The following is a 21,010-nucleotide window of genomic DNA, read 5'->3' as shown; positions in this document are numbered from 1 at the left end:
GTGCCCGGGCCGCACATACGGTCCTGCGCATGGACGTGATCAGGCTCGCAGGACCGCCCGGGGCCGGGACGTCGACGCTCGCGCAGAGGATCGCGCAGGAGAAGTCCTCGGCCCGCCCGTCGGTCGGGTACGTGGACGTCGATCAGCTCGGCATGCTCTACCCCGCGCGGGAGGGCGACGACGACCGCTGGGCGCTCAAGGAACGCGCCCTGATCGCGCTCGCCGCCGTCCACCGCGGGCGTGGCACCCGCCTGCTCCTGGTCTCCGGGGTCGCCGATCCCGTCGCACCGCCGCCGCAGACCGCACCGGGCCGCACCCGCTCGCTGTGGCTGACCGCGGAGCCGGAGACGCTGCACGCACGGCTGCAGGGACGCGGATGGGGACCGTCCATGGTCGAGGAGACCGTCGCGACCGGCAGCGCCGAGTCCCGGCGGCGGCACCCCGACTGGACCGGTCTCCCGGTCGACGGCGTCGACGAGGCACAGGCGGCCGCCGCGGTCCAGGAGCACCTGGCGACGGCGGCGGGATCCGCCCCGCCCGGAGAGGGGGAGGCGCCCGGAGGACGGCTCGCCGACCACGCACCCAGCGACCGGGAGCGGCGCGCGGAGCACGATGCGCTCAAAACACCGGTGCCGTGTGTGACCGGACCGCGCTGCGCGGGCGCCTCGAGGGTCGCCAGGTCCCTCGCGAGCGGCGGCTGGGCGCAGGGACGCCCCACCGGGTTCCTCGATCTCGCCCAGCTCTCCTTCCGGAGCTCCGACGGCGGCGACGGGTCCGACGCCGCGGAGGCCGTCTCCGCAGAGCCCGTCTCCGCAGAGGCCTGGCAGGATCCCGCGCTCGGTCTGGACGTGCTCGCGGCCGTCGCCGCTGTGCTCGTCGGGGCGGGGATGCAGGAGCTCGTCGTCACCGCGCCGTTCCCGGTCCGGCCGGCGCAGGTCGTGCGGCTGGACGACGAGCCCGGCGCCCTGCGGGAGCGGGCGCTGCGCCGACGCGGGGGCGAGGGGCCGATGCTCGCGGGCGACGACCTCCTCGGCGCCTCGGACGAGCAGGTCGAGGCGGTCCTGGAGCGCGCCTCGCGCGAGCGGGCCGTGCCGCCGCGCGACGGGGAGAAGACCCTCGAGGTCCACGGCCGGACCCCGGAGGAGCTGGCTACGCTGATCCGGGACGGCGCCGGCCCGTCCGGTGACGCGCGTGATCCGGCGCCCGGTGCAGCCCGGGACGAGGCGGGACGCTGATCAGGCGTCGAGCAGACGATGCCCCACCCGTCCCAGCGGGTGCTCCACCGGGTAGGCGGTGACCAGCGCGAGGGCGAGCCGCACGGACCACGCGCCTGCCCGCTCGGCGAGCGCCGCCCAGAGGGCCGCGTCCTCGATGCCCGGCCAGGTGGCCGCCGCGCGGTAGCGCGCGAGGATCCCCGCATCCGGGCGGTGGAGCAGCAGGGCGCCCAGGTCGCTCGCGGGGTCACCGGGGGTCGCATCACCCCAGTCGATGAGCACGGGCGGCTCGGCGCCGGCCTCCGGGACCACGAGGTTCCCTGGATGGGGGTCCCCGTGGAGCAGCAGGTCCGGGCCCGCCCAGGTCGCGGCGCGGAGCCCGCGGTCCCAGCGACGGCGGGCCTCGTCGCGGGCCCGGCCGGGGAGCTCCGCCCGGTCGAGATCGTGCGTGAAGGCCGCGGCCCGGGTCACGAGCGGCACGCCCCGCACGGGGTTCCGCTCGAGGGAAGTGTCGAGGGGGAGGGAGTGCACCGCGCCGAGCATCTCCGCGAGCGCCACGGCGGCCCGCTCCTGCTGCACGGCCGGGGCCGAGGCGGCGACCTCCCCGGACGTCCAGGTCACCAGCAGCGCGTCGGTGTGCGTTCCGAGCAGATCAGGGATGCGCATCGGCAGCGGCCCGGCACCGTTCAGCAGGCGCAGCACGATCGCCTCGCGCATGAGCAGCGGCCGCGCCGCCTCCCGTCGGACGACCCGCAGCACGACCGGTCGGCCGTCGGCCCCGGCCTGCTGCCGATGCCCCCGCTCGGGCCGCTCCTCCCCCACTGGCCGGTGCTTCCCCACGGGCCAGAGCACGTTGTCCCATCCCTCACCGAGCGGCGCGGGCCCGATGCGCAGCTGCAGCGACGCGCGCTCGACGCCGGGCTCGAGGTCCAGCTCCCCCAGCAGACGCCGGACCCGCCGCTCGTCGACAGGGAGGTCGGCGGGCGGCGGGCTGACGGTCGACGGACTGACAGGCAGCGGGGCCGACGGAGGCGGAGGGACGGGATCCGAGGTCACCGGGCCACGATAGGCGGCCGCGCCCCTGCTCCCTCCGACGGGCGAGGGATCAGATCGCGCCGTCGAGCACCGCGGCGGTGCGGGCGTCCTGCTTGGCGCGGTCCCGCGGGTACACCTTGTAGAAGCCGAACCACAGGACGGCGTTCAGCAGGTAGGGCACCGTCATGAACCACAGGAAGGTGCCGCCCAGGCCGATCGCGTCGGCGATGTTGCCGGCGAACATCGAGAACAGCGCCGCGATGCCGCCCTGGACGAAGGAGAACAGGAACGCGAAGGCGGTGGCGCTCAGCTGCAGCGGGACGACGGTGGAGATCATCGGCAGCACGCAGCCGGAGAACCCGATCGAGAACACGAGACCCATCACGAGCGCCGAGCCGTACACGAACGGACGGTTCTCGAAGGGCAGCTGGGTGGTGAGCGCGACGGTGATCGCGAAGGTGACCAGGTAGATCTGCATGAGCATGACCCGGCCCTTCGCCCCGAAGCGCTTGTCGAAGAGGTCCCCCAGGTAGCCGCCCAGGAACGCGGAGAACATCGTGCCCAGCGAGTACACGGCCATGATGACCGTCGACTCGGGCACCGAGTAGTGACGCACGTCGACCAGGAACGTCGAGAAGAACGGGATCACGGCCACCGAGGTCACGAGGGGGATCATCGCGACCGTGAGCGCGATGGTCGGGATCCGGAACAGCTTCAGCGCGTCGGAGAAGGAGAAGGTGCCGGAATCGGGGTCCGCGCTGATGAGCGCGGAGGAGACGCCGCGGGTGCTCGGCACCCACAGCAGGATGAGGATGCCGGAGAGGATGGAGACGCCGCCCATGGCCCACATTGCGTAGCGCCAGCCGTCGGGGTTCGCGCCGAACATGCCGATCGCCGGGCCCATGACGATGCCGACGCCGCCGCCGATCCCGCGCACGAGCCCGTAGGCCTTCCCGCGCTCCGACTTCGCGAAGATGTCCGGAAGCAGGCCGTTGAGGATCGGCTCCGAGGCGACGGTGCCGATCGCGGAGATCGCGAAGAGCACCACGAGCACGGTGTAGTTGGGGGCGAAGCCCGCGAGCACCGTCCACAGGCCCCAGACACCCGTGACGAGGAAGAGGATCCTCTTGCGGCCGAAGCGGTCCGCCATCATCGCCCAGAACGGGCCGAAGAGCATGCGCGCGAGGCGCGGGATCGCGGTGAGCATGCCGAGCGCGCCGTAGTCGAGGCCGAAGGCCGTGCGGATCAGCGGGAAGAAGACGTTGATGAGGCCGGACTCGGAGTTGTCGACGGCCTGCGAGAAGCCGAGCGCGGCGACCGTGCGACCGCGCCCGGGCGGGGCCGCGCCGGGCGCGCCGCGGCTGGGGGTCGGGGCGCCGGAGCCGGTGAGCTCGGCGGTGTCGTGGAGCTGAGACATCGATGTCTCCTTTCATGGGCCGCGTGGAGCGCCGGCGGCGGGCCGCGGTGGCCGCGGCTTCGACTGCTGCGCGGGAGAACGAGGCCTCTGCGGTACGGCCCCGGCGCCGATCCTGGGGCTCGTTGCAGTCCTCCCTGCATCCGTTGCCAACCCTTGCCAGGGGCAACTCCCGGCAACTCCGGCGGGCCCTCGGAGCGCCTGCGAAGGCCTCTCCTCGACGACCTGCGGGCACGAGAAAGGCCCCTCCCCCGCGCGGCTGCGCAGGTGAGGGGCCTTCGTCGGTGAGTGCAGTCGTGGAGACGGCGGGAATCGAACCCGCGTCCGATAGTGCGAAGCCAGGGCTTCTCCGGGCGCAGTCCGTGAAGGCGTTTTCTCAGTCCCGACGATCACACGGACACGTCGTCGACGGACTCAGTCACTCTGAGGTGTTCACCCGACCTCGATGACGAAGGTCGGCAGCAGTGGCTCCTTTGATGATGGAACGATCCGGGTCAGGAGCAAGCCCGGGGTTCCAGACTGCTCACGCTGAATCAGGCAGCGAGAGCGAAGTCAGTGCGCTTGGTTTCGGCACTTATGGGTTTCCGGAGGACATTAACGAGTTGACTCCGGGTTCTCGGCCCGCTTCCCCTCGCAGGACAACTACCGTCGAAACCGATCGTCCCCTTGCGTGGGTTGCAGCACGTAGGTGACGGCCCTCGGGCCGTCCCTGCACTCACTCTTCTGTTGTCAAGCAACCCGTCCCCGGCAGCCGCACGCGGTCCCCGGGAGCGAGGACGAGTCTACTCCCCCTCGGCCTCGCTGCCCAGCGGATATCCGTCAGCTCACGGCGAAGCGGCTCACCCTGGACCTCGCGGCGCCCGCGGCGGGATGATGCGGCGATGAGCGGATTCCTCGCCGAGGGCGTACCGGTGACCATCGACGAGTCCACCCTGCGCGAGGTGGTCGAGGATCCCGCCACCCTCGCCGCGTGGTGCGATGCGCACCCCGAGGATCCGCGGACCGTCGCCTATCTGCGGATGCTGGGCCGGCTCGACGAGGCGGCCGCCGCCGGCCGGCGAGGGCTCGAGGACACGGCACTGCCCCCGCTCGTGCGGGCCGTGCGCCGCGCCCGCTACGCGCAGGTGCTGCAGTGGCAGGGCGCCTTCCTCCCGGCGGACGAGCAGTTCGACCTCGCCGCCGAGGAGACCGGTCTCGAGGACCCGACGACGCCCTCCTCGCTCTCCGTGCTCGCCGCGGTGTTCCACCAGCGGGCGCTCAGCCGCTTCGAGCATGCGCGGGCGGAGCTCGGCCGGGAGCGACCCAGGGCGGCGGAGCGGCTGCGCACGAGCGCGCTCGAGGACGCCCGGCGCGCGCTCATGATGCGGGAGCACCTCGCCGCGGACGACGAGGACCTCGTGGACGCGAGCCGCCGCGCGGTGCGTCGCCTCGAGCTCGGCCTCTGAGCGGCGTCAGACCAGCTCGCGCTGGCGCATGGCGCGCTGCGCCTCGCGCATGTCCTGCTGCTCGCGGAGGGTCTGCCGCTTGTCCCATTCCTTCTTGCCGCGCGCGAGGCCGATGCTGACCTTCGCGTGGGAGCCGAGGAAGTAGATCTCGAGCGGCACGATCGTGTAGCCCTTCTCGCTGGACTTGCCGGCGAGCTTGAGGATCTCCCGCTTGTGCAGGAGGAGCTTGCGCTTGCGGCGCGCGGCGTGGTTGGTCCACGTGCCCTTGACGTACGGGGCGATGTGGACGGCCTCCATCCACACCTCGCCGCCCTCGATGAAGCAGTAGCCGTCGACCAGCGAGGCGCCGCGGTCGCGCAGCGACTTCACCTCGGTGCCGGTCAGCACGATGCCCGCTTCCCAGGTGTCGTCGATGAAGTAGTCGTGGCGGGCGCGCTTGTTGGAGGCGATGAGCTTCTTGACGGGGCCGTCGTCGGTCGCCGCCCGGCCCTTGTCGGTCTTCTTCGCCATGGAGTCCTCCTGTCGCTCGCCCGCGGTGTGCCGCACCCTTCGTGCGGCGGACGGACACCCCAGCCTACGCGGCGACGCGCCGTGCGACGAGCCGTTTTCCTGCGCCCTGGGCGGACGTCACCACCCGCCGCCGGCCTACCCCGGGCCGCCGCGTACGGGGCGGACGGTCACACGTAGCCGGCGGGGTCCACGGCGTTGCCGTCCTCGTGCACCTCGAAGTGCAGATGGCAGCCCGTCGAGGATCCGGTCGTGCCGACGTAGGCGACGGTCTGCCCGGCCTTGACCGACTGTCCCGTGCTCACCGCGAAGCTCTGCAGGTGGTGGTACGAGGTCGTGATGACCTTGCCGCCGGAGATGCCGTGGCTGAGGATCAGCTTGTTGCCGGCGCTGTGGTTGGAGGTCGTCGCGAGGACGCGCCCGTCGTGCGCGGCCTTCACGGGGGTGCCGCAGGCGACCGGGAAATCGACGCCCGCGTGCAGCTTCCGCGTGTGGTAGATCGGGTGGTAGCGCCATCCGAAGTTCGAGTTCATGCGCGATTCCACGGGCCGGATCCAGCCGCCCTTCGCGGAGCTCGAGCCGCCGGTGTCCCCACCCGAGGGCGCCGGGGTGGACGCGGCGGCCGCCTGCTCGCGCTCCTTCTCCTGGCGGGCGAGCTCGGCGATCTCGTCGTCGAGCGTGCCGCCGCGGTCCTCGAGATCGCCCTCCTGGTCCTGGTACTTCTTCTTCTTCGCCTCGAGGTCGTCGCGCTGCTGGGTCTGCTGGGCGTAGAGGTCGTCGAGGGAGGACTTCGCGTCGGAGGCCTTCTGCTCCGCGTCCTCCGTGCGCTGGACGGCGTCCTCGGACTGCTGCTTGAGGTCGTCGATCTCCTCGCGCACGGCGGTGAGGCGGTCCGCGGAGTTCTCGGTGAGCGCCTGATCGGTGCGCAGCGAGTCCAGACGACTGCCCTGGGAGGCCAGGGTGAGGCGATAGTTCATCGAGCGGTCCACCGCGTCCTGCGGGGTCGCGCTGTCGAGGTACACGCTCGCCGGGCTGGGCAGCCCGCCGCCCTTGTAGGCCTCGATCGCGACCTGCTTGAGCTCATCGTCGGAGGAGTCGACCTCCTGCTGCCCGGTGTCGACCTCGCCGGAGAGCTCATGCTCCTCCTCCTGAGCCGCCTCGAGCCGGTCACCGGTCTGCTGGTCCTCCTGGCGCGCCGCCTCGAGCTCCGCCTGGGCGTCGTCGAGATCCTGCTGCGCCTGCGGGATCAGCAGCTCGGTCTCCGCGAGGTCGAGGTAGGTCTGGGCGAGGTCGTCGTCGACGTCGCTCAGCTCGATGCGGAGGTCCTCGAGCTGCTGGTCGACCGAGGCGCGCTCGGCGATCTTGTCGTCCTTGGAGCCCTCGGCGAGGGCCGCCGGTGCGGTGAGCAGCGGCCCCATGAGCAGGGCCGCTGCGGCGAGCACGGTCAGCGGGCGGCGCAGCGCGGAGGGCCTCATGCTCACACCTTCAGGTAGCGGTTCAGGGACACCACGGAGGCGCCGATCGCGAGCACGGCGCCGAGGACCACGAGGATCGGCGCGGCCCACAGCAGGTCCCCGGTCGTGATGGTGATGAGCTCCGCGCCGAGGGTCGGTGTCAGCCAGTCCTCGACGATGTAGTGCAGGCCCAGCCAGAGCATGCCCGAGGCGATGACGCCGCCGATGATCGCGGCGACCGCCCCCTCGAGCAGGAACGGGGCACGGATGAAGACGTTGGACGCGCCCACGAGGCGCATGATCGCGATCTCCCGCCGCCTGCCCGCGACGGACATGCGGATCGTGGTGGCGACCAGCAGCGCGGCCGCGATGAGCATGAGCACCGCGAGCCCGAGGGCGAAGAGCGTGGACTGGTTCAGCACGTCGATGAACGGGGCGAAGGCGCTCAGGAGATCGGTGACCTCGTCGACGCCGTCCCTGCCCTGGAAGAACTCCACGACCGCAGCGGACTGCTCCGCGTCCTTGAGCGTGAGGTGGAAGGAGACGGGCATGTCCGCGGCGGTGAAGTTCGAGACGAATCCCTCGCCGGAGAACTGGTCCTGGTAGATCTCCAGCGCCTCCTCCTGCGACCGCTCCTCGTAGGACTCGACGTACGGGGAGAGCACGTCGCCCTCGAGGGCGGTGCGCACCTCCTCGATCTGGGCGTCGCTCGCCGCTCCCCCGGCGCACGAGGCGGCGGTCGAGTGCGGGGAGCACAGGTAGATCGTCACCTGCGACTGCTCGACGAGCGTGGACTTCATGTCCATGATCTGCTTCTGCATCAGCAGACCGGCGCCCACGAAGGAGAGGGACACGGCGGTCACGATGACCACGGAGATCACCATGGCGACGTTGCGCCAGAGCCCGGTGAGGATCTCCCCGAGGATGTAGCGCGCCCTCATCGGTGGTCCTCCTCGTCCTCGGCGAAGGCGGCGTCGTCGGCGTCCAGGTGCTGGGCCTCGCGCTCGTCGATGAGGTCCTCCTCGAGGACGTCCTCGGAGGCTCGGACCTCGTCGACGTGATCACGGCCGGCGCGATCGGCGCTCTCGGCGCCGTCGGGAGCGGGCGTCGGGTCCGACGGCCGCGTGGGATCGGCCGGGTCGGCGGTGCCGGCGGCGGTCACCGACTCGCCGTCCTCCGCATGGCCCGAGATGACGCTGTCCTCGACGGCGGACTCGTAGCCGCCGCCCTCCTCGTCGCGCACGACCACGCCACCCACCATCTCGACGACGCGGCGGCGCATGCGGTTCACGGCGGCGCGGTCGTGTGTGGCCATGACGACCGTCGTCCCGCGCTCGTTGATCTCGGCGAGCAGGTCCAGGATGCCCTCCGCGGTGGCCGGGTCGAGGTTGCCGGTGGGCTCGTCGGCCAGCAGGATCGAGGGCCGGTTGACGTAGGCGCGGGCGATCGCGACGCGCTGCTGCTCACCGCCGGAGAGCTCGTGCGGGAGGCGGCGGCCCTTGTCCTCCAGGCCCACCATCTCGAGCATCTCGGGGACCAGGCGCCGCACCACCTTGCGGGGCGTGCCGATCACCGCGAGCGCGAACTCGATGTTCTGGTAGGCCGTCTTCGAGGGCAGGAGCCGGAAGTCCTGGAACACCATGCCGATGTCGCGGCGCAGCGCAGGCACGCGCCACGAGGGGATCCGGGCGAGGTCCTTGCCGGCCACGTGGACGGAGCCGCGCGTGGGCGCGACCTCCTTGAGGACCATCCGCATGAGGGTGGACTTCCCCGAGCCGGAGGCGCCGACGAGGAACACGAACTCCCCGCGGGCGAACTCGATGTCGAGGTTCTCCACCGCGGGGCTCTGACCGCGCAGGTACGTCTTGGTGACGTTGTCGAAACGGATCACGGGAGGGGATCGGTGCCTGTCACATCGGGGGCGTCGTGCCGTTCCAGGGTAGAAGGCGCGCGGGGCGGCGCGCCGCACGGCCCGCCCGGATCGAGGTCAAGACCTGGTCAAACCTGATCGGGGCGGAGGCGCGGCGGCCCGCAGGAGCGGCGGGCGGCGGGGTGGTCCGCCCCGGGGATCAGTCCTCGGAGCGGTTCTGCCCGGCGCGCCAGCGGATGCCGGCGTCGATGAACTCGTCGATCTCGCCGTCGAACACCGAGGAGGGGTTGCCCTCCTGGTACTCGGTGCGGAGGTCCTTGACCATCTGGTACGGGTTCAGCACGTAGGAGCGCATCTGGTCGCCCCAGCTGGCCTTCACGTCACCCGCGAGCTCCTTGCGCTCCGCGGCCTCCTCGGCCTTCTTCAGCAGCAGCAGGCGGGACTGCATGACCCGCAGCGCCGCGGCGCGGTTCTGGATCTGCGACTTCTCGTCCTGCATCGAGACCACGATGCCGGTGGGGAGGTGGGTCATGCGCACGGCCGAGTCGGTCGTGTTGACGCTCTGGCCGCCGGGGCCCGAGGAGCGGAACACGTCCACCTTGAGCTCGTTCTCCGGGATCTCCACGGAGTCGGTGGACTCGATGAGCGGGATGACCTCGACCGCCGCGAAGGAGGTCTGGCGGCGGCCCTGGTTGTCGAAGGGGCTGATGCGCACGAGGCGGTGGGTGCCGCCCTCGACGGAGAGGGTGCCGTAGGCGAAGGGCGCGGAGACCTCGAAGGTGACTGACTTCAGGCCCGCCTCCTCCGCGTAGGAGGTGTCCATGATCTTGGTCGGGTAGCCGTGGCGCTCCGCCCAGCGCACGTACATGCGCAGGAGCATCTCGGCGAAGTCCGCCGCGTCGACGCCGCCGGCGCCCGCGCGGATCGTCACGACCGCGTTGCGCTCGTCGTACTCGCCGGCGAGCAGGGTGCGCACCTCGAGCTCGTCGAGGGACTTCTTGATCGAGCGGTACTCGGACTCCGCCTCGGCGAGGGTGTCCTCGTCGTCCTCCTCCGCGGCGAGCTCCACCATGACCTCGAGGTCCTCGATGCGGCTGTCCAGCTCGGAGATGCGGCGGCGCTCGGCCTGCGCGTGGGAGAGGGCGGCGGAGACCTTCTGGGCGTTCTCGACGTCGTCCCAGAGATCCGGCGCGGAGGCCTGCTTCTCGAGCCCCGCGATCTTCTCGTCGAGGGCGTCGATGTCCGTCACCTGCTCGATCGACGAGAGCGTCGAGCGCAGATGGGGGATCTCTTCGGAGAAGTCGATGGAAGCCACGAGGAGGGAGTCTACGGCAGGGTCGCGGGCGGGCCTGCGGGATCGCCGGGAGCGGCGGCCGCGGGGCGTCCCATCTCACGGACGTGACCCGCCTCGATCGCCTGCCCGATCTCCTGCCCGATCGCCTCCAGCAGCTCCTCGCCGCGGGCGATCGCGTCCTCGACGCCGCCCGCGCGGGAGACGAGGTCCAGGGCACGACTGATCCCGGCCTGCTCGAGCTGTTCCGCGCCGAGGGTGACGGCGCCCGCGACCGCCCACACCGGGATCCCGGCGGCGACGGCGCGGCGGGCGACCTCCGCGGGCCCCTTGCCGTGCAGGGTCTGCTCGTCGAGCTTCCCCTCCCCCGTCACCACGAGATCGGCGCCGGCGAGGCGCTGGTCGAAGCCGGCGAGCTCGAGGACGACGTCCGCCCCGGAGCGCTGGGTCGCCCCGAGCAGCAGCAGGGCGAAGCCGGTCCCCCCGGCAGCCCCGGCGCCAGCGGCGCGCGCGTGCCCACCCTCGGAGTCCAGGAGCGCGGCCGCGCTCGTGAGGATCGCCTCCGCCTCGCGCACACCGTCCTCGTCCAGGCCCTTCTGCGGGCCGTACACCGCGGCCGCGCCCTCGGGGCCGAGCAGGGGGTTCGCGACGTCGTTCGCGGCGATCAGGGTCACGCCGTCGAGGGCGGCGAGGGCCGGGGCGACGTCCGCCTGCGCGAGCTGCTCGAGCCCGGCGAGACCCGGGGCGATCGGCTCGCCGCCGGCGGTGAGCAGTCCCGCGCCGAGGGCCTGGAGCAGTCCCGCGCCGGCATCGGTCGAGGCGCTCCCGCCGAGACCCACGACGATCGTGCGGGCTCCGGCGCCGACGGCCGCGTGGATCAGCTCCCCGAGCCCGCGGGTCGAGGCGGCGCGCGGGGCGAGGTGCCCGCCCGGGAGCGCCGCGAGGCCCACGGCGCTCGCGAGCTCGAGCACGGCGACGTCCCCGTCGAGGGCCCAGGTCCCCTCGCGCGGCTCGCCCGTGGGCCCGGTGATCCACGTCGTGCGCTCCTCGGCGCCGGCGGCGATCGCGGCGTCGACCGTGCCGTCGCCGCCGTCCGCGATCGGGCAGCTCGCGAGCGAGGCTCCGGGAGATGTCGCCGTGATCCCGCGGGCGAGGGCGGCCGCGACCTGCGCGGCGGTGAGGGAGCCCTTGAACTTGTCCGGGGCGAGCAGGACGGCCGTCATGCCGAGGCTCCCGGGTGCGGGGAAGGAGCGGTTCTCGGGTGCGACGGCGTCATCGGCGGGTCTCCGGGTGGTGCGGGCGGGACGGGCGCTGCGGGCGGCGGCTCTGCGGCGCGTGCTGCACGCACGCTAGTCGACGGCGCTCACCGGGGTCGACGTGCGGCCACGGGTCGGGAGGGGCGTGAGCCGGGCGCGCGCATCCTGCCCATCGGTCGGTGCCGGGGTCGGCGGGCGGGTGCGCCCGTCCCGATCAGCGGGCGCGCGACTCGCCCTCGACATGGAGCGGGATCGAGGTGCCGCTCCCGCGCGTGAACCATCCGGCCAGCGGCGGGTCCGTGCGCGCGGAGAGGACGATGCGCACGGTGCCATCCGCCTCCACGCTCACCTCGTCGAGCCCGATGTCGTGGGTGCGGGTGGTGTCCAGCGGGTAGCGGGAGAGCTGCTCCTCCGCGGCGGCCCGGGCCGAGGACTCCGTGATCGGGGAGGAGTCGCCGGCCGTGTAGATCTCCTCCATGTCCACTCCCTGGGCAGCGGCGAGCGCGATCGAGTCGGCCGCGGACTGCAGCTCGTTGCGCTCGAGGTGCATCCCGGTGATCGCGGCGCCCACGGCCATCACCAGCAGGATCACGACGAGCACCCCGGTGGTGAGGACGGTCATCGATCCGTCGCTCGCGCGGATCGCCGCGCGCAGGGAGCGCGGTCCGGGACCGTGGGGGCGGGCGCGATGCACGGGACGGGGCACGGCGCTCATCCGTTCGGCGCCCGATAGCGGTCCACGGGCACGGCATGGGTAGCGCTCACGGCGACCGGTCCCCCACCGCCGAGGAAGGGTCCGAGGCCCGGCACCGGCACGGGGATCCGCACCTGCGCGGTGACGAGGCCGCCGGGGGTCGAGCAGGGATCCTCGGTGCAGGAGATCGTCACGACGTCCTGGGCCTCGAGGCCGAAGTCCTCGAGCACGAGCCGGGTGTGCCGGGCGGCGCGGTCCCGGGCCGTGCCCGGATCCTCCTCGACGGCGTGGATGCGGGCGGCGTCGCGGGCGACGACGTCCGCCGCGAACACCGCGGACTGCACCGAGCCGAGGGTCAGCACGAGGTACAGGGTCGGGATCAGGAGCGCGACGCCGAGCACGACGAACTCCACGAGGGCGTTGCCGTCCTCCCCCGCGGGCCCGGCGGTCCGGACGCCGCGCCGCGCGCCCGCCGGGAGGTGGCGGCCAGTGGCGAGGCGGAGCTCGGCGCCGGGTCCCCGCCGCCGTCGCGGGACCGGCCGCCCGCTCACCAGGACTCCTCGTCCAGGGCGCGCCCCTCGACGTGCAGGGAGGCCTCGGGACCCAGCAATCCCACGAGCGGGAGCGTCGCCTCGACCTCGACGGTCACGAGGCCGTCGGCGTCCTGGGAGGCCACGGCATGCGCGTCGTATCCGGAGCCGAAGCGCTCGGCGATCAGCCGCTCCGCCCGAAGCGCACCGTCCTCCGGGGTGGCGCCCACGAGCGCCGCCCGGTGCGCGCCCTGGACGGCCGCGTCGGTGAGCGTGTTGCGCGTGTGCAGCAGCATCGCCGCCTGCACGATCGTGAGGGCGATGACGATGATCAGCGCCGCGACCATCGGGAACTCGGCGACGGCGGAGCCCCGTTCCGAGGCGAGCCGGTCCCGCAGTCGGTCGAGGCGGGTCGACCGTGCGCGTGCGGAGGCTCCGGTCGCCGTCGCCACCGCCGTCGGGCGCGGCGCCGGACGAGACGCCGGGGACAGGTCTGATGGACGCGTCATCGACGAGGACCTCCTCTCCGGTCTGGTCGTGCGGGGTGTCAGGACGGGCCGGGACAGCTCAGAGCGAGCCGCCGAGGAACGGCGCCATCGCGTTCTCGAAGATCTGCACGATCTGGTCGCTCGCCACGGCCCACAGGGCGATGACGATCCCGGCGGTCATCAGGGTGATGAGGACCCAGCCGGGGACGTCCCCGCGCTCGGAGCCGAGGCGGGAGGCGAGAGCGGCGAGCAGCCGGCGGTGGACCGGCGGCTTCGGGCGGGCGAGGTGGGTGCGGTGCACGGTCATGGTGTCCTCCTCGGACGATTCGGTGTGCGTGCGATGCAGGGACGGTGGGGCGGGGTGGGACAGGACGGCGCGGAGCGCCTCACAGCGCGATCTCCAGGACGGCGAGGCCGGGGAAGATCGCGAAGACGATGACGAGCGGCAGGACCAGGAACACGACGGGGACGAGCATGACCACCTCACGGCGGCCGGCGGTCTCCATGAGGTCCCGCTTGGCGGACTCCCGCGCGTCCTGCGCCTGGGCGCGGAGCACGTCCGCGAGCGGGGTGCCGCGCTCGATGGCGACGGAGACGCCCTCACCGAACCGGGCGAGTGCCGTGAGCGGGGTGCGCGTGCCGAGCGCCGCGAGCGCCGGGGCGACGCCGGTCCCGGCGTGGATGTCCGCGACGGTCGCCGCGAACTCGTCCGGCAGCGCACCGGTCGAGGAGCGGGCGACCCGCTCCATCGCCCCGATGGGGCTCTCGCCGGCCGCGACGGCGAGCGCGAGGAGATCGGCGACGGTGGGGAACTCCCGGGCCATGCGCGAGGCGCGGCGCTTGATCTCCATGGTCAGCAGGTAGTCGCGCAGGAGGACCCCGAGGACCACACCGATCGCGACGATGAGCAGACCCATGAGGGGGCTCGTCCCGCGCAGGCCGATCGCGGCGAGCGCGACGCCGAGCCCGATCACGAGTCCGATCGCACTGAACACCACCTGCTCGATGCGGAAGGAGTCCACGCTGCTGCGCCGACCCGCGAGGCGCAGCCGCTTCTCGAGCTGCTCCGCGCCTCCCGTGAGCCGCTCGAGCAGGCCGAGCGCGTGCTGGGCGACGGGGCCCAGGAGGTTCTCGACCACGAGGCGGGCGCGGCTGGAGGAGGGCGAGGCGTCGAGCAGGGCGCTGCCCGCGGCGCGGCGCAGGTACGGGTCGACGCGCGCGGCGAGGTCGCGGCGTCGCAGCCAGGGAAGGAACCCGCTGATGAGGACCAGCCCGACGCCGAGCATGAGGCCCACCAGGGCTCCCGCGACGACGGTGCTCGGCCCGGTCATCGCAGCACCCGCTCGTCCTGAGGGAGCCGCGCGATGACGAGCATGACGCGGTAGGCGATCACGGAGACGACGGCGCCGCCGAGGATCATCACGAGCCCCGCGCTCGAGTCGTAGGCCTGCGCGGCCTCGGGCCGCGTCGCCATGAGGGCCAGCACGAGCCACGGGGCGACGAGGGCGAGGCGCGCGGCGTTCACGGTCCAGGACTGGCGCGCCTCGATCTCCGAGCGGGTGCGGGCGTCCTCCCGCAGGAAGGCGGAGAGGGTGCGCAGCAGCGCGCCCAGGTCGGTGCCGCCCACGTCGCGGGTGATGCGCAGGGCCTCGACGATGCGGTCGCCGACGGGATCCGCGAGGCGCACCTTGAGCCGGTCCAGGCTCGCCGCGAAGTCACCGCTGGCCTGGTAGTCCCGCCCGAACTCGGTGAACGCGGGACGCAGCTGCTCGGGGCCCTTGCGGCTGAGTTGGACGAGGGCCTCGGGCAGCGAGAGCCCCGCCCGGATGGCGGAGTTGATGTGGTCGACGGCCTCCGGCCACACCTCGCGCAGGGCGGTGGCGCGACGCCGCGCGGCGGAGCGCAGCAGCAGGACCGGGAGGCCGCTCGAGGCGGTGCCGATCGTGACCGAGGGGACCACCGCGCCGGAGACCGCCCACAGCGCCGCGGCGACCACCAGCCCGAGGCCGGCACTCAGCAGGGGGACCGCGATCGGCGGGACCGTCCCGAGGCCGACGACGACGAGGTCATCGCGGAGCCGGTCGAGAACCTCGCCGATCCGGCCGCGGCGCACGGCGGACCCCTCCTGCTCCCACAGCGACCACCAGATCGCGAGCAGCCCGAGGCCCAGCACGAGGCCGACGAAGGCGCCGTCGATCATGCCGCCTCCCCGGGCGCAAGGATCCCGCGGAGGTCGACGCCGGCACGGGCGAAGCGGTCGGGGTGCGGCGGGTGCCCGTCGCCGCGGACGAGGCGGTCGCCCTGGACGCTGAAGAGGTCGGAGACCTCGATGACCTCGTCCTCGACGCGCCCGGAGAGGCCCACGATCTCGCGGACCCGCCGGCGGCCGTCGGCGAACATGTCGAGGTGGACGACGATGTCGATCGCGCTCGCGACGGTGGGGACGACGAAGCGGCTCGCGACGTTCTCCCCGGCGAGCAGCGGCAGCGTGCAGAGCTTCGCGACCGCTTCCCGCGCGGAGTTCGCGTGCAGGGTGCAGAGCCCGGGAAGGCCGCTGTTGAGGGCGATGAGCATGTCCAGTGCCTCCGCCTCGCGCACCTCCCCCACGACGATGCGGCTGGGGCGCATGCGCAGCGCCTCCTTCACGAGGCGCCGCATGGAGATCTCGCCGGTGCCCTCGAGGTTCGCCTGGCGGGTCTGGAGGGCGACCACGTCCCGCAGCGGCAGCGCGAGCTCGAAGACCTCCTCGATCGTGACGACGCGCTCGCGGGGCCCGACGGACTGGGCGAGGCAGCGCAGGAAGGTCGTCTTCCCGGCGCCGGTCGCGCCGCTGACGATGACGTTGAGACCGGCGGCGACGGCGGCGTCGAGGAAGGCCGCGGCCTGCGTGGTGAGCGAGCCGAGCTGCACCATGCCCTCGAGGTCGTGGGCCTTGGCGACGAACTTGCGGATGTTGACGGAGGCGTGGCGCCGGGTGACCGAGGGGATGACCACGTGGAGGCGGGAGCCGTCCGGCAGGAGGGCGTCCACGAAGGGGGTGCTGAGGTCGAGCCGGCGCCCGGAGCTCACGAGCATCCGCTCGACGACCCCGCGCACCTCGTCGTCCGTCATGACGATCGTGGTGAGCTCGCTGCGCCCGTTGCGGGCGCAGAAGATCTGGGTAGGCGAGTTGACCCAGATCTCCTCGACGCCCGGGTCGTCCAGCAGGTCCTGGAGGGGCCCGAAGCCGCCGATCCTCGCCGCGACCTCCGCGACCACGAGGTCCGTGTCACGCACGGTGGGCACGGCGCCGCCGGCCGCGCGGCGGTCGTAGTCGGTGACGACCTCGCGGATGAGCGGCTCGAGCCCGTCGGCGCGCGCATCGAGGCCGCGGCGGCGGATCAGCTCCCGCGACTCGGCCTCGATGATGGTGGCGGCGTCCATCCCACTCCCCTCGGTGGTCCCACGATCGCGGGCGGTGCCGACCCCTCGGTCGGTCCCACGTCGTTCCTCGCCGGTCACTGTAAGAAGCGCGGCGCCCCGCCCGCTCGCCGCTCCCCGGGAATGTGGACAACTCTCCCAGACTCCATTCGTGCAAGGATGTCGGTGCAGGTGACACACCGTGGCGCCGCCGCGCGCCCCGTCCCGTCAGGAGCACGTCCATGGCACTGTCCTCCGCATCGCCCGGCTCGAACGGCGAGCTCGACTCCTCCCCCCGGCTCAGCCGGCCCACGCTGAAGTACATGGCCAAGCGGGTCCTCTCGGAGTTCTCCCGGGACGGCGGCACCGATCAGGCCGCGAAGCTGACCTACTTCATGGTGCTGTCCATCGCGCCGACCCTGCTGGCCGTCTTCTCCCTCGCGACCCTGCTGCTCTCGAGCATCAAGGACCAGATCTCCCAGCTCCTCGTCGACGCGATCAACAGCGCGGCCGGCGGCAGCGGACTGGGCGCCGACGAGGCGGTGAAGTCCACGGTCGACTCGCTCATGGGCTCCGCGAGCGGCGGCACGATCGCGCTCATCATCGGTATCGCGACCGCGCTGTGGTCCGCCTCCGCGTACGTGAAGGCCTTCGGCCGCGTCGCCAACGACATCTACGAGGTGCCCGAGGGCCGCGGCCCGATCCGCCTGAACGGCGGGATGCTCGCCCTCACCGCGGCGCTCGTGCTCGGCATCCTGCTCGTGCTGATCTCGATCCTGCTCAACGAGACGATCGTGCAGGGTGTGCTGGGCCCGATCGCGGACACGATCGGCGCGGGCGGCGTGCTCACCTTCCTCATGGATTCCTTCCTGCCGATCTGGGCGTGGGCGAAGTGGCCGGTCATCCTGCTGCTCGCCTTCGCGCTCATCTCGCTGCTCTACTGGGGTGCCCCGAACGTCGAGAAGCCGTTCCGCCTCATCTCCCCCGGCGGCGTCGTCGCGATCATCGGCGTGGCCGTCGCCGCGGTCGCCGTCTCGATCTACATGTCCACCTTCGCGAGCTACTCGAGCTACGGCGCGATCGGCGGCATCATGGCCGTCCTGTTCGCCCTGTGGATCATGAACATCGTGGTGCTGATCGGCGCGGAGGTCGACGCCGAGTTCGAGCGCGCCCGCGAGCTCGAGGCCGGGCGCCCCGCGGAGGACGGCCTCGCCCTCCCGCTGCGCGGCGAGAAGGGCGCGGAGAAGGCGGAGTCCAAGCACGAGAAGCTCGTGGACGAGGGCCGCGACATCCGCCTGCGGAACCTCCACCGCGACGCCGACTCCTACACCTCCGAGGAGTACCGCCTGACCCCGCGCGACGCGAGCGGGGAAGGCGCCGCCGGCGGCGAGGGCGCTGGGACGGACGAGACCGGGTCCAAGGACTCCTGACATGTGCGGTCGCTTCGCCTTCTACCAGGAGATCGATCCGCTGCTCGACGACCTCGACGCCGTGGACCTCACGGACGGCGAGCTGCGCCGGCGCTGGAACGTGCCGCCCACCGCCCCCATCCACGTGGTCACGGAGTCGGTGGACAAGGAGTCCGGTGAGGTGGTGCGCGCCCTCCGGGTCGCCCGCTGGGGCCTGCTGCCGCCCTTCGCGAAGGACGAGGCGTTCTCCTCGCGCACCTTCAACGCGCGCCGGGAGACGATCGAGGAGAAGCCGAGCTTCCGCGGGAGCCTGGGCCGCTACCGGGCGATCGTCCCGATGGACGGCTACTACGAATGGGTGCGCGGCGAGGGCGGGCGCTCCAGGAAGCAGCCGTACTTCATCACCCCGCAGGACGGCTCGCGCCTGTACATGGCCGCGCTCGTCTCCTGGTGGAAGGGCCCGGGCCATCACGAGGGCCCTGCGGCCAGCGAGGACGGCACCTTCCTGCTCAGCGCCACGATCATCACCCGCGAGGCGACCGGGGAGCTCGCCCGCATCCACGACCGCACCCCCGTCATGCTGCGCCGCGACGCGGTGGACGCCTGGCTGGACACGTCGATGGACGACCGGCACGACGCGGCCGCCTGGATCCGCGACGACGCCCACCTCCTGGACGATGCGACGCTCGAGCTGCGCGAGGTCCGCCCCGCCGTCGGGAAGGTCGGCAACGACGGCCCCGAGCTGATCGAGCCCGAGGAGCGGCTGCTCTGACCCGCCCGACCCCGGGCGGAGGCGCCCTCCGCCCGCAGGATGACGACCGCGGGCGGCGCCGGCCCCTACGCTTCCGGACATGACCCCTTCGAGCCACCCGGCACCGGTGCGCCCCGAGCGCGGCCGCCGGGACCCCTTCCGCTGGGTCATCGACCATCCGGGCACGGTGGACTCCGCCGTCTTCGGTGCGGCGGCCGTCGCCCTCCTGGGCTTCACGCTGCTCACCGGCGCCTGGGGCTGGTGGCTGCCGGCGACCCTGCCCATGCTCGGCGCGGCCGCCGTGTGCCGCACCCGCCCGGGGCTCGGCGTCGCGCTCATGGCCGCGTTCGCGCTGCTCCACATGCCGCTCGTGCCCGTGGTCCTCGGCGACGCGCTGACCTTCTACGCGATGTTCTGCGCGATCGCCTACGGCCGCCCGCTCGTCCACGCCCTCGGCATCGTCGCGGGCGTCGTCGGCGCGCTCGTCCAATCGGCGTACTGGGCGCTCCACGCGCTGCTGAGCGGCTCGTCCTCCCCGCTCGAGGCGCTCGTGACCCTCATAGGGCTGCTGTTCGCGGGGACCGTGGTGCTCGTCGCCGTCTGGGCGCTCGCGAACCTCCAGCGCGCCCGCGTCCAGCAGATGCGGCTCGTCGCCGAGCGCGCGGAGCAGGCGGAGCGGGAGCGGGAGCAGCGCACCGCCCTCGCGGTCGCCGGCGAGCGCAGCCGCATCGCCCGGGAGATGCACGACGTCGTCGCCCATTCCCTCTCCGTGATCATCGCGCAGGCCGACGGCGGACGCTACGTCGCCTCGGTGCGCCCGGAGCAGGCGGCGGACGTCCTCGCGACGATCGCCGACACGGGCCGCTCCGCCCTCGCGGACATGCGCTCGCTGCTCGGCGTGCTGCGCCAGGACGACGAGACGAGCTACGGCCCCCAGCCGGGTCCCGAGATGCTGCAGGAGCTCGTGGCCCGGGTGCGCACGGCAGGACTCGACGTCGACCTGCACGTGGACGGGCGCCTGGACGACCTCCCCCGGTCCGTCGGCACCTCCCTGTTCCGTCTCGTGCAGGAGGCGCTGACGAACACGCTCAAGCACGCGGGCCCACGGGCGACGGCGGCCGTGCGCGTGCGGCGCTCCGCCGGGGGCCTCGAGGTCGAGGTGATCGACGACGGCCAGGGCACCGATCCGGCCTCCGACGGGCAGGGCCACGGCATCACCGGCATGCGCGAGCGCATGAGCGTGCTCGGCGGGACGCTGCAGGCGGGCCCGCTGCCCGGGCACGGCTTCCGGGTGCTCGCCCGGATCCCCCTCGGCGCCCCCGCATCGACCTCGCCATCGGCCCCGACGTCGTCGCCGCCCTCGAGCTCCTCGTCGGCTCCCGCGGCCCCGTCGGCCCCGCCGTCACCGAACGTCCCGCCCCATCCCGAGAGGACACTCCCGTGAGCACTCCCGCCTCCTCCCCCGACGCCACCGGCGGCCGCCCCCTGCGCGTCGCCCTCGTCGACGACCAGCCCCTCGTCCGGGCGGGCTTCGCGATGGTGATCGGCACGCAGGACGACCTCGAGGTCACCGTCCAGGCCTCCGACGGCGCCGAGGCGGTCGAGCAGCTGCGCGCCCACCGGGTCGACGTGGTGCTCATGGACGTGCGCATGCCGCGGATGGACGGCATCGAGGCCACCGCGCGCATCCTCGAGCAGTCCCCGCCGGACCGCGCCCCCAAGGTCATCGTCCTGACCACCTTCGACCTCGACGAGTACGTCGTCTCCGCGATCCGCGCCGGGGCGAGCGGCTTCCTGCTCAAGGACGCCCAGCCCGAGGACCTCCTCGCCGCGATCCGCACCGTCCACCGCGGCGACGCCGTCATCGCCCCCTCGGCGACGCGCCGCCTGCTCGAGCGGGTCGTGAGCACCCCCGAGCCCCAGCAGCGCGACACCTCCGTGCTCGACGCGCTCACGGACCGTGAGCGGGAGGTGCTCGTGCTCATGGGCCGCGGCTGCTCGAACCAGGAGATCGGCGCCCAGCTCTTCGTCGCCGAGGCCACCGTCAAGACCCATGTGGGGCGCGTCCTCGCGAAGATCGGCGCACGGGACCGCGTGCAGGCCGTCATCATCGCCTTCGAGACCGGGCTCGTGACGCCCGGGGAGGGCGGGGCTCCGCCCTCGGTATGACATCGGGGGCGTCCTTCCCCCTCCCGCGGTGGAGGGCGCGGGGCCCGTGGACGGATGCCCGGGGTGCCCGGCGCGGGCGAGGAT

The 21,010-nt window shown here is 73.0% G+C and carries 21 protein-coding genes and 1 other RNA gene; 6 read left to right on the top strand and 16 right to left on the bottom strand.

The window, feature by feature from the left end; genetic code table 11:
- Window positions 1-29 precede the first annotated feature (29 nt).
- Window positions 30-1,235, top strand: a complete 1,206-nt coding sequence (locus tag C1N80_RS08780; RefSeq protein ID WP_137770411.1) for an AAA family ATPase — start codon at window positions 30-32, stop codon at window positions 1,233-1,235.
- Here the strand turns inward: C1N80_RS08780 and C1N80_RS08775 are convergent, their stop codons facing one another.
- The 3 genes from C1N80_RS08775 to ssrA all read right to left on the bottom strand — a co-directional run bounded on the left by C1N80_RS08775 (window position 1,236) and on the right by ssrA (window position 4,329).
- A complete protein-coding gene (locus tag C1N80_RS08775; protein ID WP_240811069.1) occupies window positions 1,236-2,270 on the bottom strand; it encodes a phosphotransferase in 1,035 nt (344 codons plus the stop codon).
- A 49-nt stretch (window positions 2,271-2,319) separates the two neighbouring features.
- Window positions 2,320-3,666: an MFS transporter gene (locus C1N80_RS08770; RefSeq protein ID WP_137770410.1), complete on the bottom strand. Its 1,347-nt coding sequence runs from the start codon at window positions 3,664-3,666 to the stop codon at window positions 2,320-2,322.
- Window positions 3,667-3,957: 291 nt separating this feature from the next.
- Window positions 3,958-4,329: a transfer-messenger RNA gene (gene ssrA, locus C1N80_RS08765) on the bottom strand.
- Between the two features lie 215 nt (window positions 4,330-4,544).
- Here ssrA and C1N80_RS08760 point away from each other — a divergent pair.
- Window positions 4,545-5,108, top strand: coding sequence for a hypothetical protein (locus C1N80_RS08760; protein WP_137770409.1), 564 nt, complete (start codon window positions 4,545-4,547; stop codon window positions 5,106-5,108).
- Between the two features lie 6 nt (window positions 5,109-5,114).
- Here the strand turns inward: C1N80_RS08760 and smpB are convergent, their stop codons facing one another.
- From smpB to C1N80_RS08695, 13 genes are all read right to left on the bottom strand, one after another.
- Window positions 5,115-5,618: an SsrA-binding protein SmpB gene (gene smpB / locus C1N80_RS08755; protein WP_137770408.1), complete on the bottom strand. Its 504-nt coding sequence runs from the start codon at window positions 5,616-5,618 to the stop codon at window positions 5,115-5,117.
- Window positions 5,619-5,785: 167 nt separating this feature from the next.
- Complete coding sequence (locus C1N80_RS08750) at window positions 5,786-7,090, bottom strand: murein hydrolase activator EnvC (RefSeq protein WP_137770407.1); 1,305 nt, start codon at window positions 7,088-7,090, stop codon at window positions 5,786-5,788.
- Between the two features lie 2 nt (window positions 7,091-7,092).
- Window positions 7,093-8,010, bottom strand: coding sequence for a permease-like cell division protein FtsX (ftsX, locus tag C1N80_RS08745; protein WP_137770406.1), 918 nt, complete (start codon window positions 8,008-8,010; stop codon window positions 7,093-7,095).
- Window positions 8,007-8,960, bottom strand: coding sequence for a cell division ATP-binding protein FtsE (ftsE, locus tag C1N80_RS08740; RefSeq protein ID WP_137770405.1), 954 nt, complete (start codon window positions 8,958-8,960; stop codon window positions 8,007-8,009). Before ftsE ends, ftsX begins: the two co-directional genes overlap by 4 nt.
- 178 nt (window positions 8,961-9,138) lie before the next feature.
- The gene (prfB, locus tag C1N80_RS08735) at window positions 9,139-10,254 is read right to left on the bottom strand and encodes a peptide chain release factor 2 (RefSeq protein WP_137770404.1); all 1,116 of its coding nucleotides are present in this window, start codon (window positions 10,252-10,254) and stop codon (window positions 9,139-9,141) included.
- Window positions 10,255-10,265: 11 nt separating this feature from the next.
- The gene (locus C1N80_RS08730) at window positions 10,266-11,453 is read right to left on the bottom strand and encodes a glycerate kinase (protein ID WP_137770403.1); all 1,188 of its coding nucleotides are present in this window, start codon (window positions 11,451-11,453) and stop codon (window positions 10,266-10,268) included.
- 247 nt (window positions 11,454-11,700) lie between these two features.
- Complete coding sequence (locus C1N80_RS08725; protein ID WP_240811068.1) at window positions 11,701-12,192, bottom strand: pilus assembly protein TadG-related protein; 492 nt, start codon at window positions 12,190-12,192, stop codon at window positions 11,701-11,703.
- A gap of 5 nt (window positions 12,193-12,197) precedes the next feature.
- Entirely contained in the window at window positions 12,198-12,731 is a 534-nt protein-coding gene (locus tag C1N80_RS08720; RefSeq protein WP_240811067.1) for a hypothetical protein, read from the bottom strand.
- A complete protein-coding gene (locus C1N80_RS08715) occupies window positions 12,728-13,219 on the bottom strand; it encodes a TadE/TadG family type IV pilus assembly protein (RefSeq protein ID WP_137770401.1) in 492 nt (163 codons plus the stop codon). The genes C1N80_RS08720 and C1N80_RS08715 overlap by 4 nt, the downstream gene beginning before the upstream one ends.
- A gap of 58 nt (window positions 13,220-13,277) precedes the next feature.
- On the bottom strand, window positions 13,278-13,505 hold the full coding sequence (locus C1N80_RS08710) for a hypothetical protein (protein ID WP_137770400.1): 228 nt from the start codon (window positions 13,503-13,505) through the stop codon (window positions 13,278-13,280).
- Between the two features lie 79 nt (window positions 13,506-13,584).
- Window positions 13,585-14,529 (bottom strand): type II secretion system F family protein, encoded by a 945-nt coding sequence (locus tag C1N80_RS08705; protein WP_137770399.1) that lies wholly within the window; start codon window positions 14,527-14,529, stop codon window positions 13,585-13,587.
- Window positions 14,526-15,398, bottom strand: a complete 873-nt coding sequence (locus C1N80_RS08700) for a type II secretion system F family protein (protein WP_137770398.1) — start codon at window positions 15,396-15,398, stop codon at window positions 14,526-14,528. The genes C1N80_RS08705 and C1N80_RS08700 overlap by 4 nt, the downstream gene beginning before the upstream one ends.
- Window positions 15,395-16,621: a CpaF family protein gene (locus C1N80_RS08695; RefSeq protein WP_137770397.1), complete on the bottom strand. Its 1,227-nt coding sequence runs from the start codon at window positions 16,619-16,621 to the stop codon at window positions 15,395-15,397. Before C1N80_RS08695 ends, C1N80_RS08700 begins: the two co-directional genes overlap by 4 nt.
- Before the next feature lie 218 nt (window positions 16,622-16,839).
- Here C1N80_RS08695 and C1N80_RS08690 point away from each other — a divergent pair, with 218 nt between their 5' ends.
- From C1N80_RS08690 to C1N80_RS08675, 4 genes are all read left to right on the top strand, one after another.
- On the top strand, window positions 16,840-18,027 hold the full coding sequence (locus C1N80_RS08690) for a YihY/virulence factor BrkB family protein (RefSeq protein ID WP_168198070.1): 1,188 nt from the start codon (window positions 16,840-16,842) through the stop codon (window positions 18,025-18,027).
- 1 nt (window position 18,028) lies between these two features.
- Entirely contained in the window at window positions 18,029-18,778 is a 750-nt protein-coding gene (locus C1N80_RS08685) for an SOS response-associated peptidase (protein ID WP_137770396.1), read from the top strand.
- 79 nt (window positions 18,779-18,857) lie between these two features.
- Window positions 18,858-20,201: a sensor histidine kinase gene (locus C1N80_RS08680; protein WP_137770395.1), complete on the top strand. Its 1,344-nt coding sequence runs from the start codon at window positions 18,858-18,860 to the stop codon at window positions 20,199-20,201.
- Entirely contained in the window at window positions 20,198-20,926 is a 729-nt protein-coding gene (locus C1N80_RS08675; RefSeq protein WP_137770394.1) for a response regulator transcription factor, read from the top strand. The genes C1N80_RS08680 and C1N80_RS08675 overlap by 4 nt, the downstream gene beginning before the upstream one ends.
- Window positions 20,927-21,010: the final 84 nt, after the last annotated feature.

This window comes from Brachybacterium sp. SGAir0954, assembly GCF_005490785.1.
In the GTDB taxonomy this organism is placed as follows: domain Bacteria; phylum Actinomycetota; class Actinomycetes; order Actinomycetales; family Dermabacteraceae; genus Brachybacterium; species Brachybacterium rhamnosum.
Note: the sequence above shows the minus strand (reverse complement) of the source record. Positions and strands in the feature narration are given on the sequence as shown.